The following is a 17,067-nucleotide window of genomic DNA, read 5'->3' as shown; positions in this document are numbered from 1 at the left end:
ATGAAATACGGTATTCTGATGTGACAAAACCTGAATCCTGGTCGTTAAAGTGTTTGTTTGCACTCATATTTTAACTGTTAGGACTCAGGTTTTTTTATTTAAAGCAAACTATGGGACAGCAGTGGAGGAGTTCCTCCCTTTTTCAAAGGGAGGTTAGGAGGGATTTAAAAATTAAAAATAATTAGCTTATTCCGGCATATTTAACCAGTATGGACCCAAAGGTACTTTGGGTAGGTCAAAATACTCTGGATATTCAGCCTGGATAAAATACAGACCATCCGGTGGTGCGGTAACACCGGCTGCTTTACGATCTTCTGCTGCAAAAATATGGTCAATATGGTCAACCCCATACATGCCTTGGCCGATTTCCAGCAAACAGCCCATGATATTGCGTACCATATGATGCAGGAAGCCATCCGCCTGAATATCTAGAATCAGATAAGGCCCATGCTGGATCAGGCGGCAGTGACGGACGTGACGTACCGGCTGATTGGACTGGCAGGCTGCTGCACGGAAACTCTCAAAGTTATGTGTGCCTTCAAACTTTGCAGCCGCTTCAATCATCTTTTTGACATCAAGTGGATAGTAAATATGAGTGACCTGTTTATGCAGCAAGGCAGGGCGTACCGGATGGTTATAGACAATATAACGATAACGGCGTGCCTGTGCTTTAAAGCGTGCATGGAAGCCATCATCCATCTCCTTGATCCATTGGATTGAGATATCCTTAGGTAACTGGCTATTTGAGCCCATTAACCAGCCTCGTTCAGAACGCAAGGCATGGGTATCAAAATGTGCGACCATATTGGTCGCATGCACGCCGGCATCGGTTCGGCCTGCACCATGCAGAATAATCGGTTCATCGGCAATTTTACTGAGAACCTTCTCGATGGTTTCCTGAACACTGATTACGCCCGGCTGTTGAGTCTGCCAACCTCGATAATTCGTTCCACAAAACTCAATTCCCACCGCAAAACGCTGCATAATGACCTCAAAACCTGACTAATCGTACCAATGGGCATGCCATTGCTCTACCGTGTCATATTGTAAATACATTTTTAGGGCTTTTGCATAAAGATCAGCATGGCCATAACTTTCATTGAGTAGAATTTTGCAATCATGCACCCATTCAGCAATGGCATAACGCTGATCGGTGGCACCGAAAGGCACTTGAGTAGTTAAGACCGAGATACAGCCTTTGGCATAGAGCTGATTGATGAAATCTACGATCTCTGGATTGACGGCCAGATTGCCGGTTCCAAAACCTTGCAGGAATAGGAAGTGTGGCGGATGGGCCAAAATATTTTTCAGATTATTGAACTGTTGAACTAAATCGATCGGCTGCATCATCAAGCTCATACAGTTAAAATCCAGAGCTTTGGCAATATCGTCTGCTGTAACCTGATAACTTTGCTGGTTGGCCTGAATAGCGATATGCGCATCCAGACCAGTAAAGGCATTCAGCTCAGTGGTATGTTGCTTTAAGGCAGTTTGAGCATGAATCAGTTGCTGATGAAAAGCCAGATAAACACCTGTATTACAATGAGTTACTGAAGCGAGCGCAAAGCTCAGATTGTCCATGGCATCGCTAAATTCGCGTTGCGCATCGCCTTCAGCATTCAGGAGGGGATACTGGCTGCCAGTCAGCACAATATGAGCCGAATTCCCCATAAAATGTGCCAATACTGCGCTGGCATAGCTCAGGGTATCTGTCCCGTGAATAATCACAAAATGTTGTATCTGCTGTTCAGATTGCAGATTTTGGATAAATTGCACCAGTTCTAACCAGTCTGTAGCAGTACAGGCACTACTGTCCTTAATCACAGGAGCGCAGTAATACTGAATGAACGGTTGATCTGTAAGTAGCTGTTCCAGTTTTGGAATAAATAAATCGGCAGACATAGGGGCGAGCGGATCACCGACACAGCCAAAGGTGCCGCCCATATAAATCAGTGCAATATCTTTCATCATAAAAAAAGCAGCCAAATGTGACTGCTTTAGTGTAAAGGGAAATTGATTAAGATGCGATTTGATTCAGCAACTGATCGGCTTGCTGACGTTGTGCTGCTGTATATTCAGCTTCACGTTCAGCTATGACTTCACGGGCAGCTGCATAAGCGCCTAACTGGATATATTGCTGTGCCAGCTCCAGGTTAAGGTCCGCTTCATTAACTTCCATCAGTTCCGGGAAGGACTGCACCAATGGATCATGTTGATCGGTTGTTGAAGTCACAGGCGCTGTCGGAATCTCAAAATTCACCCCTGTAGAAACAGGAGCCTCTTTTACAGCTTCGACATTATCAAGTTTAAAATCTAGTCCAGATGTTTCAGTCGCAGCAGGCGTTTCAGTTGCAGGCGTTGTAATATCGAGGCTAGACAGGTCAAACTCAGTCGCAGGTTCGGCTGTTTTTTCTGCTGCAGGTATTGGAGTGTCTAAAGAGAAAGAGAAATCTAAAGGCTGGATTTCTTCTGTTGTTGCAGGCGCTGATTCTATTTTTAAGGATATAGATGGTTCAAGCTCAAGCTTAAAATCCAGAACCGGTGCTGACTCAGTTGCTGCTGTTGGAGCAGTCTGGGTTTCAGCAGTATTCATCTGAAGATCAAATTCAACTGAATTATCTGATACAGGCGGAACTTCTTCCGTTTTTACTGGCTCAGCCGCTGGAATCTTCGGTTCAAAGTTGAACTCTAAGGGTTGGATATCAGGTACTGGTTCCGCTACAGCAGCTGGTTTGCTCGGTTGCAGTTCCTGTTGTAATGCATCAAATGCCTGTTCGTTTGAAGCGGGAGCGGCAACCAGGTCTGCAAAGGCATCTGTAGAAGGTTTGCTTTCCTGTACAGGAGGGGTTTGTGGCTGAGCACTTGGGAAATCAATAGTATCCTGAACAGCGACCGAAGAGTTTTCGAACTCACGCTTTTTGACCTCAGCCTGAGTCAGAATATCTTCCAGTTCCAGAGAGCGAACATGGTTAATCAGCTGTGAAATCGCAAATTCATCTTTTTGCAGGATATGAATATCGAGCAGCAGTAAATACAACTCATGTTGAGAATTATCGCGATTCAGTGCCTGATTGATTTGCGCTTCAGCTGCAAAGAAATTACGTTCCTGAATCAGACCTTCAATTTTCTTGCGTGTCTCTGCTGATAGAGGCGTTGCTGATTTTTTAACGACTCCGGCTGGCTCGACCACTTTGGTTCTTTGTGAAGTGGATTTTGACGCAGCGCCAGGTTTTTTCGCTTTTACAGTTTTAGTTTTTGCTTTATCTGATTCTTGAGCATCTTGTCGTTTTTTTATGACAATTAATACGATGATCAATATCACTAATGGAATCACATAAATCAGCATGTTTTACCCCTTGGGGATAGAGTCATTAAGTTCGCCTATCCCAATAAATCGTCATGTGTAACTTTTTAATTAATTGGCTTTTTATCTGCCTGTTGTGCTTTAAGCTGTTGTTGCAGCTGGGCAAGACGAGCATTTAATAATTGAATTCTGTGATCCTTCTGATTGAGTGCCAATTCTAGTTCAGTTACGTTTCTCTGTAATTTAACGGTTTTTTCACGGGCTGTCATAACTTTTAATGACAACTCTTTCGAAGTTCGATTTTCTTTTGTGTTTGAGTTGGCAGAAACCTGGCCGGAATCACGTTGATTCTCGGCAACCAGGCTCATTTCAGCCTCATTCAGACGATATTTGGTTTTTGCAGCAGGTTTGGAGGGTGCTTGAGCAGACTTAATTGCTGCGGCCTGTATCGGAGTTTTCGCAGTATGAACGGTCGCTAAATTAAGTGCTGCGCCTTTACGCAAGCGGTTAGCATCACCCCCAATAAAAGCATGTTCATTCTCACGCTTGATCTGCTGCATGACCTCACTTACTGGACGCTGCTGTTCATTGGCAATCCTGGAAGCAATGCCCCAAAGCGACTCATTTGACTGTACCACATACGTCGGCTTGATCTGGGTTGAGGTGCTTTGTTTGATGGCTGCCGGCTGTGCCTGAGTTTTAGTCGCTAAATTTGGTTTGTCCTGTGCAGTGCTGGATGCCGCCTGCTTGCGAGCCTGTTGTTCTGCATATTTTTTGACAAGTGGATCACTGGACACCATCTGGTTTTCAGTGCTTGTCGGTGCAGAAACTTGCGCTGAGGCTGCATTTTTATTTGTTGGATCTATTGTAATTTCAGCTGGTTTTGTTTCAGCCTGAATTTTTGTAGCTGCAGCCTGTAAGTTTGACGTTGCATCTGCTTGAGCCGCAGTCGCGTGAGCTGCTTTGGATGAAGTATTCACTGGCGCAGTGTTTACATTGCCAGCTTGCTGTGAACTATGACTTGTCGCTGCTACCGCAGTTTCAGTATTAAGTTTTGTTGGGCTTGTGACTTGAGCTGCAATACTCGATGTCGGCTCATGGGTCACAGCAGCTAACGCTGTTTTAGGGATAGAGCTGGCTGATAATGCAGGAGGTGCTGTGTTTTGTAAGGCTAACGGTTTTTCTGCCACAAACGGGGTGGTTGGTTTGGATTGTGCATTGGTATAACGCGTACTCACCGGTAAGTTCAGGGCAATATCTTTTTCACTCACGACTACGACAGGCGCGAGGGGCTGTTCAGTCTGTTTCAGGCTGGCCTGTAACAAATCAGTTTTAGGTCTTAATGCAGTACGGATATGCTGTAGGCGTGCTGCATTGCCTTCTTTGATTTTAACAATGATATTTAATTCACGATCAGTAACCGGGCGCGAGGAGGTAATGGTAATAACCCCAGTTCCATTACTGTTGCGACGGGTGAAAAAATTCAAATGACCCGGTGGCTGATGCGATGCGCCCATAGAAATCAGGTCTTCTGGCGAGGCTAAACTTACTTCAATGGGCAAGTTAATATCTGATTGATGGAAATTCATTTCCGCATAAAGCAATTCCCCAGGTGCAGACTGGATTTGTACCGAATCTACATTAATCGCATAGATATTTTGTGAAGCAACAATGGCTAAAATGGCAAGCTTTAATTTGTTATATACAGTCATCTGTGAGCTCAGTCATTATCGCATAGCGAAAATTATAGATTAACGGGATGTTTGTTTTTTGTAAAATACTTACGCAATAGTTACACAAAAAAGCCGATCAATAAAGATCGGCTTCATGCTTTATTTCCTGACGGAAACTTAAGAGTTTTTATAGTCAATCAAGATGCGCAGCATACGACGTAAAGGTTCTGCAGCACCCCAAAGTAACTGGTCACCTACTGTGAATGCACCTAGGTATTCTTTACCCATGTTCAGTTTACGCAGACGACCAACAGGTACAGTTAATGTGCCAGTCACTGCAACAGGAGTCAGATCAGTCATTGATGCTTCACGAGTGTTTGGCACAACTTTAGACCAGTCATTTGCATTTGCAATGATATCTTCGATCTCATCCAGTGGAACGTCTTTGCGAAGTTTCAGGGTTAATGCCTGAGAGTGACAACGCATTGCGCCGATACGTACACAATGGCCATCAATCGGTACGATCTGCTGGTTACCTAGAATCTTGTTGGTTTCAGCCTGACCTTTCCATTCTTCTTTAGACTGGCCGCTTTCCAGCTGCTTGTCGATGTATGGAATCAGAGAACCTGCTAAAGGTACACCGAAGTTTGCAGATGGGAAGCCTTCACCACGTTGCAATTCAGCAATTTTAGAATCAATGTCCAGAATTGGAGAACGTGGATCATCCAGCAAGTCTTTGGTATTGTTATATAAATAACCCATACCAGTAATCAGCTCACGCATGTTTTGCGCGCCAGCACCAGAAGCTGCCTGATAAGTCATTGAAGTTGCCCATTCCACCAGATTGTTCTGGAACAGACCACCTAAGCCCATCAACATCAGGGAAACAGTACAGTTACCGCCCACGAAAGTTTTGGTGCCTTTGACCAGACCGTCTTTGATCACATGCATGTTCACCGGATCAAGTACGATGATTGCTTCATCATCCATACGCAGGGTAGATGCTGCATCAATCCAGTAGCCATCCCAGCCTTCAGCTTTGATTTTTGGGAAAACTTCAGTGGTGTAATCGCCACCTTGACAGGTAATAATGACATCCATTTGCTTCAGACTGTTAATGTCTGTTGCATCCATAAGTGCTGGGGCAGTCTTACCACCAAATGCCGGAGCTTCACCACCCGCATTACTGGTAGAAAAATAGAATGGCTCAAAATGAGCAAAATCATTCTCTTCAACCATACGTTGCATAAGGACGGAACCCACCATCCCGCGCCAACCGACCAGACCTACTTTCATGTCACTTTGCCTCGGTGCGTTAAAAAATCAAAAGGGATTCGAGTGTATCAAAAAGGGACGTGACTGCAAGAGCTACACAATCAAAACATCAATATTCTTGAGCGAAATATCTGCTTTATGATACATACAAAATTGATAAAGCAATTTTTCTTTTAGAAAAAATAATAACTTAGTAAAGAGTGTATCTTATGGTAGGGTTTATCCAGATCACGGCAATCGTGGTCATCTGGTTAAGTTTCTGGTCGCTGATTCCCCGAGATGAATGGTGGATTCGTGGTGCAGATTTTCCACGTTTGCAGATTCTGGTTTTGGGCTTCATTGCCTTTGTTCTTTTTCTCCTCGTCGATCACCCGTGGACGGCCTTCAATCAGCTGCTTTTTGTTGGTCTGATCGCAGCTTTGGCGTATCAGCTGAAAATGGTCTTGCCCTATACCTTTGTCTGGAAAAAACAGGTCAAGCAGGTCAAGCAGGATCAGCTGGATCCAGATCGTCAGATTTCCCTGATTGTCTCTAATGTCCTCACCACCAATACCAAATATCATTTACTGATTGAACAGATTCAGATCCATCAGCCAGACTTGGTCTTAACGCTGGAAACCGATCAGGCATGGCAGGATGCATTGGCTGTCATTGAGCCAGATTATCCCTATCGGGTACCTGTACCTTTGGATAATCTGTATGGCATGCATCTGTACAGCAAACTTGAGCTGAGTGAAACCGAGGTTAAATTTATTCTGAGTGATGAAATTCCCTCGATTCATACCAAGGTCTTGTTACGTTCCGGACAGCCGGTACAGCTCTATTGTCTGCATCCGAAACCACCAAGCCCAACTGAAGCCAAAGATTCAACCTTACGTGATGCGGAATTGCTGATTGTAGGGGACCAGATTAAGGATCTGGATGAAAGCTGCATTGTGATGGGAGATCTGAATGATGTGGCCTGGTCACGCACGACACGTTTATTTCAGCGTATTAGTGGTTTGCTGGATCCGCGTGTTGGCCGACGTTATGTGAATACCTTTCATGCCGATTATCCCTTATTGCGCTGGTCGCTTGACCATGTGTTTCACAGCACCGATTTCGCTCTGGTGCATATGGAGCGCTTAAAACATGTCGGATCAGATCATTTTCCGGTTTATCTGGTATTACAAACTGGGCGGGTATTTGAGCATCATCAGGAAGAGCTGGAAAAAACGGATCAGGATGATCAGGAAGCTAAAGAAGCAATTCAGGAAGGAATTGAAAAGGCAGAGAAAGAAGAGAAAAAAGTCACTGATAAGATTGCGATGGCTTATAAGAATGAGGAGAAATTCTTATAGTTTTAGCTGAAAAGTGTACGATATTGCTTACAGCAGTTTCCGCTTCTTGCGAATGGGCAGTACAGAGGAATCCACGTATTCTAAGCTTATCAGCACAGGGAGTCGAGAAAGGATATTCTCATAAGGAAGACGAAGCTGAATGAAAACATCATGGAAATGATGCTGAAAGGGAAATCACAACAACGAAGAAGCAATTATAACATATGAAAGCACAACCTCATTAACCCGGGTTTTACAGGATGTAGAACCCGGGTTAAATTATTTTTGGCTCATTTTTTTATTATAATTAATTGATTATTAAAATAAAATTTAAATTAAAAAATGGATATTACTTGAATGGAAGTTATGATTTCCGATCATGATTCAGTCAATGAATCTGAAGTGCTACAGCTCTATCTTGTCAATCAATGGTCAGCTGCAGAAAAACTTCAATTGCTTTTACAGGCTTTGCAACATTCTCATAGTCTGGTGACCGCACGTATCAACGGTCGGCTGGTTGGCTTGGGAGATGCGATTTCAGACGGTTATCTGGTGGTGTATTTCTCATATTTATTGGTTCACCCAGAGGTACAGCGACAGGGCATTGGTCGTCTGATCATGCAAGAAATGCTGCAACGTTATTCAGGATTTCATCAGAAAATTCTGGTGGCTGATCAGCATGCCACTGAATTTTATAAAGCTCTAGGCTTTGAGCGTGCAGGGCATACAGAAGCAATGTGGATTTATCAGGGAACCGATCATTGATTTTTCTTGCCAATAATAGCGTTCATATTAATTCTAGTTCTTAATAGATTTTATCGTAGCCTTCAGGACGGGTCTTAAAGCGACGGTGGAACCACATATATTGCGTCGGTGCAATGCGCAACTGGCGTTCAATAATCAGATTTACCCGGGTTGCATCATCGACTTCATCCGCACTTGGCAGGTTCTCTACCGCAGGCTCGATCAACACACAGTAGCATGGATCTTTAATATCACCAGTTCGATAAAAATAGAGTGGAATGGCAGCGGCTTTGGTCATTTTTAATAAGCGACGATGTGCAGTGACTGTGGCTGCAGGTACTCCAAAAAAGGGCGCCATTACACCCTGTTTTAAACCAAAATCCTGATCCGGACTGTACCAGATGGCATGGCCATTTTTCAGGTTACGCACCAGACCACGCATATCATCATGGTCAATCTGGTTGGCATAAATGGTGGCACGGCAACGGTAAATCAGCATATCAAGCAGGGGATTATTTTGTGGTCGATACACCACATCTGGCTCAAAATACTGTGCACATAAATAACCGCCGGCATCTAGCAAAGTCGAGTGGGTGCCGAGCAATAAAGCCCCTTTACCTTCTGCCTGAGCCTGCTGGATATGTTCCAGCCCTTCAATTTGTACCCGGCCTTTAAACCATTTTGGACAGTACCAGGCATTCAAGGTCTCAAATACACCGAGCATCTGGTCAATAAAGACCATACGAGCATTGTCCTGAACTTCTTGAGCTGACCATTCAGGGAAACAAACTTCCAGATTGCGAAGCGTGGTTTCACGGCGAGATTTCAAATATTTAAATGCCATCTGGCCGAGTAGACGTGCCAGACGATGCTGAGTCGCCCAAGGTAAGATAGCCAGAATCATCAGAAATACAATACCCACCCAGATGCCCCAGTATTGCGGCAACAGGAATGACCATTGAAATTCACCGGGTTTGTATTCTGGCGTTCGACTCATAAATTCAATATTTGAAATCAAAGATGTCAGCAGTGTAGCAGAAGAGCTTTTTGAAATAAAAAACTGTAAAATAAAAAAGCACCTGTACGAATACAGATGCTTAGTGACTAGGCGATTTAAAGATTAGCCTTTGGTCATATTTTCCAGTTCGTCCCAACGTTCCATTTTTTCTAGCAAAATCTCATCAATTTCGCCTAAACGTTCAGAAGCCTTGGTCGCTGCTGCTGCATCTGTGACAAACCACGAGCCATCCGCCAGTTTATCGGAAAGTTCAGCTTGTTCTTTTTCCAGTGCTTCAATTTCAGCCGGTAACATTTCCAGTTCACGCTGATCTTTATAGCTGAGTTTTTTCTTCGGAGCCGATGCTGCAGGTGTAACCGCTGCTTCGGCTTTGGCCTGAGCTTTTTTGACTGCCATTTTCTGGTCAACCACAGTTTGATCTGGACGTTGTTCCAGATAATCCTGATAGCCACCGACATATTCATCAATATTGCCTTTGCCATCAAAGACCCAGGTTGATGTGACGACATTGTCCATAAAAGCACGGTCATGCGAGATCAGTAGCAGGGTGCCTTTGTATTCCGCCAGCATTTCTTCCAGCAGTTCTAGCGTCACCATATCCAGATCGTTGGTCGGTTCGTCCATCACGATCAGGTTGGATGGTTTCAGTAATAGTTTGGCGAGCAGAATACGGTTGCGTTCACCACCTGAAAGGGCTTTAACTGGCGTACGGGCACGTTCTGGGGAGAACAGGAAGTCTTGTAAATAGCTATAGATATGACGACGTTGGCCATTCACATCGACATGATCTGAACCTTCCGAAACGTTATCTTTAACTGATTTTTCCAGATCCAGCACATTACGTAGCTGGTCAAAATAAGCAATTTCCAACTGGGTACCGGTTTTGACTGTACCGCCATGCTCGATTTCTCCCAGAATGGCTTTGATTAGTGTAGTTTTACCGACACCATTATCACCCACCAGACCAATACGGTCACCACGCATTACCAGCGCCGAGAAGTCATTGATGATCGGTGCATTGTCACTAAACTTCACGCTCAGATGTTCAATCTCGAACACCACTTTACCTGAACGCTGTGCTTCCTGAGTCGACATGTTGACTTTGCCTTGCTGGAAGCGGCGTGCTTTAGACTCTTCACGCAATTCTTTCAGAGCACGAACACGACCTTCGTTACGGGTACGGCGCGCTTTAATACCTTGACGAATCCAGGCTTCTTCTTCAGCCAGTTTTTTCTCGAACAGGGCATTCTGTTTTTCTTCTGCTTCCAGCTGCTGAGCTTTCAGGTCGAGGTAACGTGAATAGTTGCCTTCATAGCTACGCAAAATACCACGGTCCAGCTCGACAATACGGGTCGCAATACTGTCCACAAAGGCACGGTCATGCGAAATAAACAGTAAGGTCAGGTTGTTCTGCTCGAGCAGGAATTTTTCCAGCCATTCGATACTTTCGACATCCAGATGGTTGGTTGGTTCGTCGAGTAACAGCACATCAGGTTGGGTGAGCAGGGCACGTGCCAACAGAACACGGCGTTTACGACCACCAGATAAATCAGCAAGATCTGCTTCCGGATCTAGTCCCATCTTACTTAGGATTGAGTTGACTTTGGTTTCTAACGCCCAGCCATCCAGCTGATCCATCTGATGCTGCAAATGTCCCATGCGGTCACAGGCTTCCATATCGCCCAGCACGCAAGCTTCACTGGCTTCATGGTAGGCACGTAATACTTCTGAAGCTTCACCAGCACCGTCGGCGACAATATCTGCAACTTTGCCGGAATCCATCGGCACGTCTTGGGCTAGCATGGAAATGGTAATGCCATTTTGTAACGAAACTTCACCACTATCCGGGAGTAAACTTCCTTCAATCAGTTTAAGTAAGGTAGACTTACCCTCACCATTACGGCCAATCAAACATACTCGTTCACCGCGTTCCAAATTAAAGTTGGCGCCGTCGAGCAAGGCAGGTCCGCCAAATGCCAGTTGGACATCCCTTAAAGTAATATAGGCCATAATGTTAATGTTTCCTGAAATCCCAAATGAGGACTTAAAATGACTAAACAACAAAATCTAAATGATCAGGCGTCATTTTCCGCACCCATTGAAGATTTGCAAGTGCGAATTGCATTTTTAGATGATTTAGTTGAACAGCTGAATCAGCAGGTCACTCGCCAGAATCTGGAAATTGCCGATTTAAAAAAACAAATGCAGTTGTTATATCAACGTGTTGAGTCTGCAGATTTGTCCGAAGGGATTGATGCTTTTGATCCGGTCACCAACCGTCCACCGCATTATTAATTTACAAATAATTTTTAAAAAGAAAACAAAAAGAAAGCCCTCCAGTCGTGAGGGTTTTCTTTTAAGTAGGTGAAGCTCGATAAACCTAAACCAAGTCGCCACTTTTACTTCGTCCAAGATGATCTTTAAAATCTAAATATCGTCATGGAAGGAGGAAACTATTTGACCTTTCACACACTTCCTACTCTAATAGTATTTTTCTAGCTCAGTTTTTAATCTTGCCTTATGCGCCAAAAAGTTGTCCTTCTTGATCTCGAAAATAACTTTCCTACAGCCAAACTGTTACGTGACATTGTTGAACATTATCCGACCTTGTATTTGTTTAACTGTGCCGGAAAATTCGAGTTTGCTCTAGAAGAACTGACTGAGTTGGCGAGCTGGATCAGCAGTGGACAAATTATCATTCTGGATGTCCCGGAAGCAGAGCATAAGGAATATGAATATGCCGTGATTGTGGGCCAGTTGATGGCTTTGCTGGAAGCAGATACTCAGGTCGAGCTGATCTCTGCGATGGATAGCAGTGAAATGCTAATGCAGATGCTACAGGCTTCAGATATTGATTGCAGCCTGATTCAGGTGTTGCCAGAGGATGCATCAACAGAGACTCAAGATAAACCCAAAATCCAGTTGCCAAGTATTGAAGCCATTAAAGCTAAACCGGCTTTGCAGCTGGTGAAAAAATATTGTGATGCGCTCGGCAAGATGAGTGGTAAACCGACCACGCTCGAAACCTTAAAAAATTCTGTCACCAATATTCTGCAAGTTTTACCAGGCAAAGCCCAGCATGTAGTTGGCATGCTGATTAATCTGAAAATAGTCAAACGTTATGACGAGCAAATCAGTTTCCGTAAAAAAGTGCTGAAACAGTGGGTGCAGCTGGATCTCAATGAACATGTACCCATTGAAAAACCAGCTTTGAATCAGGTGATCTCGAAGCTTAATCCTGAAGAGCCTGTTGTTGAACCTGCTCAATCTCTAATCCAGTCTGCCCAGCAAGGCCTGTTCAAAAACTTTAATAAAATTGATCCGGTACAGCTCGAAGTTGCACGCAAGCTGCGCGAATTACAGGGAAATAAGCCTAAAGATATTTATGAATTACGTGATTTGCTCGAGCAGTTATTTCCAAAATCCGATGTCCGTCTTTTACTTAAAGAGTTGATTGAAAAAGGATATATTTATTGGAATGGTCACGAAGTGTTATATAGTCATGAGATGTTTCTAAATTAGAATAATCTCATGAGGGCATATGAAAAAAATACTGTTATTGGATATTGAAAACTTACCTAAAACTGAAACAGAGCTCCTTCAATATCTTGCCCAATATCAATATGTTTATCTGGTCTATGCCAAAACGCCCATGGAGTTTAGTCTGGATGGTGTCGTCAGGCTTGCACCTGCAATCAGTGCAGGAAAACTAAAAGTCCTGAAGATGCCTAAAATAGGTAAAGACGCTGCTGATTTTGGCCTATGTTTTATTGCTGGACAGCTTTCTACCCAATATAAAAGCTCTGAAGTTTGCTTCGAGATTATGTCGAATGACTTTTCTATGGAATATGTGGCGGACTTACTTAAAATTGCCAAATTTCAGGCTAAAGTTATTTCAGCTAAACCATTAGTCAATCCAAATACTGCTCAGCAAATAAAAGCAGAAATAGACATTCAAAAACTGATTTTTCAATACTGCTCCAATTTAGTGAGAAGTAACTTTTCTAAGCCTGCAAAAGTAGAAACTTTAATCAACTCGCTTAAAGCCAATTTAAAAGTGGAAGAAAAATATGCTCAGCTTTTAGTAGATGAATTAATTAGAATAAAAATTATTAAAAATCAGTCTGGTAAGCTTCAATATCAGACTGCAGCAATTGAAAAATTTTATAAACAGCATTTAGCTACCGTCGAAACCGTCGAAACCGTCGAAACCGTCGAAACCGTCGAAACCGTCGAAACCGTCGAAACCGTCGAAACCGTCGAAACCGTCGAAACTCAAGATGAAGTGACTGAAAGAAAATTAAGTCATTTACTTCTGCGCCTGATGCCTTATCTCAATGTTTTTGCAGAACGTCGGCCTAAATTTATTGCCAGTTTCGAGGTGTTACTAGAGCGATGCGTGCCTAAGGAAGAGGTACGAGAATCACTCGATTTACTCATCAAACATCAGCTAATACAGTTAAATAAACGGGAAATTATTTATAGTCCGCAGCTGCTGGGAAATTAAATTTATCCAGCGGTGCTTGCCTTTTATAGCGGGCTTATGCAAATCTAATATAAGAACATAAAGGTTGAACTATGGAAAATACCGGAATCTGGGTGGCAGTTGTCATCATCGTTTTCGTACTGGGGTCTATTTTTGGTCTGCGTGTGAGTCCTAGAGAAAAGGCATTAGGACTTATGCGTGATAAAGCCCGCAAGATAGGCTTACATCCACGTCTGGTGGTTGCACCGGACTGGACCAACATTCCCAAGGCGACTGAAAGTCGTGCCAGTATGGTGGCCTATTATAGTGTGCTGCTTCCAGATGCCCGTTTACCGCTGATGCGTGCCCGCGTGGTTGATAACAAACTTGAACTGGTGCATGGGGATGACAAATTTAAAGATTTTCCCATTGCATTAAAGGGCATTTATGCTATTGATATGCAGGCAAACTGTGTAGGACTCTATTGGGATGAAGAATCTGATCTTAGAGCCACACAACTTGATGACATCAAGGCACTATTACATTCTTTGGCTGAACTTTAATTTTAGAAATAAACAGGATTAAACGGTTAATATGGCGAACGCTCCTCGGTCCACATCAAAAAGCAGCACGGCGAAGTCTTCCGACGCTGGAAGTAAACGTGCCTTGGTGATTGTGGAGTCGCCTGCAAAAGCGAAAACAATCAACAAGTATCTCGGTTCAAACTACATCGTGAAATCCTCGGTGGGTCATGTGCGTGACTTGCCAACGGGCGGCTCTGCGAAAACTGCAGAGAAAAAACCGGTGACCCGAACCAAGCTGACTGAAGCAGAAAAAGCGGAAAAATCACAGCAGGCGTTGATTAACCGGATGGGTGTCGATCCAGAACATGACTGGAAAGCCAAATATGAAGTCCTTCCGGGCAAGGAAGGCGTAGTCGCTGAACTGAAAAAACTGGCATCGCAAGTCGATGAAGTGTATCTCGCAACGGATTTGGACCGTGAAGGGGAAGCGATTGCCTGGCATTTAAAAGAAGTGATCGGCGGCGATGATTCACGCTATCAACGTGTGGTCTTTAACGAAATTACCAAAAATGCCATTCAGGAAGCGTTTAAACAGCCCTCACGTCTAGATACCAATAAGGTCAATGCCCAGCAGGCACGCCGTTTCCTGGATCGTGTCGTCGGCTTCATGATTTCGCCACTGCTATGGGAAAAAATTGCCCGTGGTCTGTCTGCGGGGCGTGTACAGTCTGTCGCTGTAAAGCTGGTCGTGGAACGCGAACGTGAAATTCGTAAGTTCATTCCTGAAGAATACTGGCAGGTTTTTGCAGATACCAAATCCAAGAAAGATGATATTCGTCTGGAAGCGGTCAAGCAAAATGGCAAGACTTTAAAGCTGCATAATAAAGCTGAAACAGATGCTTTACTGAATCTGATTAAAGACGCTGAATATAAAGTTATTAGCCGTGAAGATAAGCCGACCAAGGTGAATCCAAGTGCGCCGTATATCACGTCTACCTTGCAACAGGCCGCAAGTACCCGTCTAGGTTTCTCGGTAAAGAAAACCATGATGCTGGCACAGCGCCTATATGAAGCTGGTTTCATTACCTATATGCGTACTGACTCCACCTTCCTGAGTGATGATGCAGTCAATATGGTGCGTGGTCATATCGAGTCTGAATATGGCGAGAAATATCTGCCAGCCAAGCCGAACCGTTATGGTAATAAAGCTGGTGCGCAGGAAGCCCATGAGGCCATTCGTCCATCCAATGTGGCATTGAAAGGCGATAGTCTGGCTGGAGTGGAACGTGATGCACAGCGTCTGTATGACCTGATCTGGCGTCAATTTGTAGCTTGTCAGATGACACCAGCAGAATATTTATCATCGACTATTTTAGTGGATGCGAATGGTGTTGAACTGAAAGCCAAAGGTCGTACTCTGGTATTTGATGGTTTCACCAAAGTTCGTGGCCAGAACAAATCTGATGATGATGTACTGTTGCCTGCTGTGAAAGTTGGTGAAGTGCTGAAGCTGGAAAAACTAGATCCATCTCAACATTTTACCAAACCACCGGCACGTTTTACTGAAGCATCATTGGTAAAAGAGCTTGAGAAAAAAGGTATTGGTCGTCCTTCGACTTATGCTGCCATTATCTCGACCATTCAGGATCGTGGTTACGTAAAACTGGAGAACCGTCGTCTCTTTGCTGAGAAGATGGGTGAGATCGTCACCGATCGTCTGGATGAAAGCTTCAATAACCTGATGAACTATGACTTTACTGCAGACCTTGAAGGTCAGCTGGATAAAGTGGCAGATGGTGAGCGTAACTGGAAAGATCTGTTAGATAGCTTCTATGGTGACTTCAAAAAACGTCTGACCAATGCTCAGGGTGAAAACGGCATGCGCCGCAATCAGCCTGTAGAAGTTGAAGCAGTCCATTGTAAAGAATGTGACCGTCCGATGCAGATCCGTACCGGTACAACAGGCGTATTCCTGGGCTGTTCGGGTTATAACTTGCCACCGAAAGAACGTTGTAAAGGTACATTGAACCTGACTCCGGTTGAATCTCTGGCTGCACTGTCTGATGATGATACAGCAGAAACTGCTGACCTGATGTCGAAAAAACGTTGTCCAGTCTGTGGCACTGCAATGGACAGCTATGTGATTGATGGCGGCCGTAAACTGCATATCTGTGGTAATAACCCGGACTGTACAGGTTATGAGCTGGAAGAAGGCGAATTCAAGATTAAGGGTTATGATGGCCCAACCATTCCATGTGATAAATGTGATGGTGAAATGCAGCTGAAAACTGGCCGTTTTGGTCCATATTTTGCCTGTACCAGCTGTGAGAATACCCGTAAAGTCTTGAAGAATGGTCAACCTGCGCCTCCGCGTGTTGATCCGATCAAGATGGAACACTTACGTTCAACCAAGCATGATGATTTCTTTGTTCTGCGTGATGGTGCCGCCGGTCTGTTCCTGGCCGCGAGCAAGTTCCCGAAAGTCCGTGAAACTCGCGCACCGAAGGTTGCAGAACTGCGTACTGTAGCGGATCAGCTAGATCCAAAATATCAGTTTATTTTGCAGGCACCAGATGTGGATCCTGAAGGAAATCCAACCTTGGTGAAATTCAGCCGTAAGAACCAGTCTCAATATATTGGTTCGGAAACCCCTGAAGGCAAGCAAACCAAATGGTCGCTGGTCTATCAGGATGGCAAATGGGTTGAGGCCTAAGCTATAAGACATCAAGAAAATGCTGACGAAAG

The 17,067-nt window shown here is 44.1% G+C and carries 14 protein-coding genes; 7 read left to right on the top strand and 7 right to left on the bottom strand.

The features are described from left to right. Positions 1–186: 186 nt before the first annotated feature. From truA to asd, 5 genes are all read right to left on the bottom strand, one after another. Positions 187–984 (bottom strand): tRNA pseudouridine(38-40) synthase TruA, encoded by a 798-nt coding sequence (gene truA, locus FTV18_RS09955; RefSeq protein ID WP_034702377.1) that lies wholly within the window; start codon positions 982–984, stop codon positions 187–189. Positions 985–1,002: 18 nt separating this feature from the next. Then, complete coding sequence (locus FTV18_RS09950; protein ID WP_180017811.1) at positions 1,003–1,971, bottom strand: asparaginase domain-containing protein; 969 nt, start codon at positions 1,969–1,971, stop codon at positions 1,003–1,005. Positions 1,972–2,017: 46 nt separating this feature from the next. Next, on the bottom strand, positions 2,018–3,346 hold the full coding sequence (locus tag FTV18_RS09945; RefSeq protein WP_180017813.1) for a fimbrial protein FimV: 1,329 nt from the start codon (positions 3,344–3,346) through the stop codon (positions 2,018–2,020). Positions 3,347–3,411: 65 nt separating this feature from the next. After that, complete coding sequence (locus FTV18_RS09940) at positions 3,412–5,016, bottom strand: FimV family protein (RefSeq protein ID WP_180017815.1); 1,605 nt, start codon at positions 5,014–5,016, stop codon at positions 3,412–3,414. Between the two features lie 138 nt (positions 5,017–5,154). Beyond that, a complete protein-coding gene (gene asd / locus FTV18_RS09935; protein WP_004781864.1) occupies positions 5,155–6,273 on the bottom strand; it encodes an aspartate-semialdehyde dehydrogenase in 1,119 nt (372 codons plus the stop codon). A 188-nt stretch (positions 6,274–6,461) separates the two neighbouring features. Here asd and FTV18_RS09930 point away from each other — a divergent pair, with 188 nt between their 5' ends. Both FTV18_RS09930 and FTV18_RS09925 read left to right on the top strand, forming a co-directional pair. Continuing rightward, on the top strand, positions 6,462–7,592 hold the full coding sequence (locus FTV18_RS09930) for an endonuclease/exonuclease/phosphatase family protein (protein WP_180017817.1): 1,131 nt from the start codon (positions 6,462–6,464) through the stop codon (positions 7,590–7,592). 336 nt (positions 7,593–7,928) lie between these two features. Then, positions 7,929–8,336 (top strand): GNAT family N-acetyltransferase, encoded by a 408-nt coding sequence (locus FTV18_RS09925; RefSeq protein ID WP_180017818.1) that lies wholly within the window; start codon positions 7,929–7,931, stop codon positions 8,334–8,336. 40 nt (positions 8,337–8,376) lie between these two features. Here FTV18_RS09925 and FTV18_RS09920 read toward each other — a convergent pair whose 3' ends face one another. Together FTV18_RS09920 and FTV18_RS09915 are read right to left on the bottom strand one after the other, a co-directional pair. Then, positions 8,377–9,312, bottom strand: a complete 936-nt coding sequence (locus FTV18_RS09920) for a lauroyl acyltransferase (RefSeq protein ID WP_180012687.1) — start codon at positions 9,310–9,312, stop codon at positions 8,377–8,379. 123 nt (positions 9,313–9,435) lie between these two features. Further along, on the bottom strand, positions 9,436–11,343 hold the full coding sequence (locus FTV18_RS09915; protein ID WP_180010928.1) for an ATP-binding cassette domain-containing protein: 1,908 nt from the start codon (positions 11,341–11,343) through the stop codon (positions 9,436–9,438). A 39-nt stretch (positions 11,344–11,382) separates the two neighbouring features. Here FTV18_RS09915 and FTV18_RS09910 point away from each other — a divergent pair, with 39 nt between their 5' ends. The 5 genes from FTV18_RS09910 (at position 11,383) to topA (ending at position 17,035) form a co-directional block, all read left to right on the top strand. Continuing rightward, positions 11,383–11,628: a SlyX family protein gene (locus FTV18_RS09910; protein WP_004781873.1), complete on the top strand. Its 246-nt coding sequence runs from the start codon at positions 11,383–11,385 to the stop codon at positions 11,626–11,628. Between the two features lie 225 nt (positions 11,629–11,853). Then, positions 11,854–12,855, top strand: coding sequence for a hypothetical protein (locus tag FTV18_RS09905; protein WP_004781874.1), 1,002 nt, complete (start codon positions 11,854–11,856; stop codon positions 12,853–12,855). A gap of 37 nt (positions 12,856–12,892) precedes the next feature. Beyond that, positions 12,893–13,840: a PIN domain-containing protein gene (locus FTV18_RS09900; RefSeq protein ID WP_257218584.1), complete on the top strand. Its 948-nt coding sequence runs from the start codon at positions 12,893–12,895 to the stop codon at positions 13,838–13,840. A 71-nt stretch (positions 13,841–13,911) separates the two neighbouring features. Next, on the top strand, positions 13,912–14,361 hold the full coding sequence (locus FTV18_RS09895) for an ammonium transporter (RefSeq protein WP_159123627.1): 450 nt from the start codon (positions 13,912–13,914) through the stop codon (positions 14,359–14,361). A gap of 31 nt (positions 14,362–14,392) precedes the next feature. Then, positions 14,393–17,035 carry a type I DNA topoisomerase gene (topA, locus tag FTV18_RS09890; protein WP_159123626.1) on the top strand — a complete coding sequence of 881 codons (2,643 nt, stop codon included), beginning with the start codon at positions 14,393–14,395 and terminating at the stop codon, positions 17,033–17,035. The last annotated feature ends 32 nt before the right edge of the window (positions 17,036–17,067 follow it).

It is taken from the genome of Acinetobacter sp. YH12241, assembly GCF_013417535.1.
GTDB lineage: Bacteria > Pseudomonadota > Gammaproteobacteria > Pseudomonadales > Moraxellaceae > Acinetobacter.
This window is presented reverse-complemented; position numbering and strand designations above follow the sequence as displayed.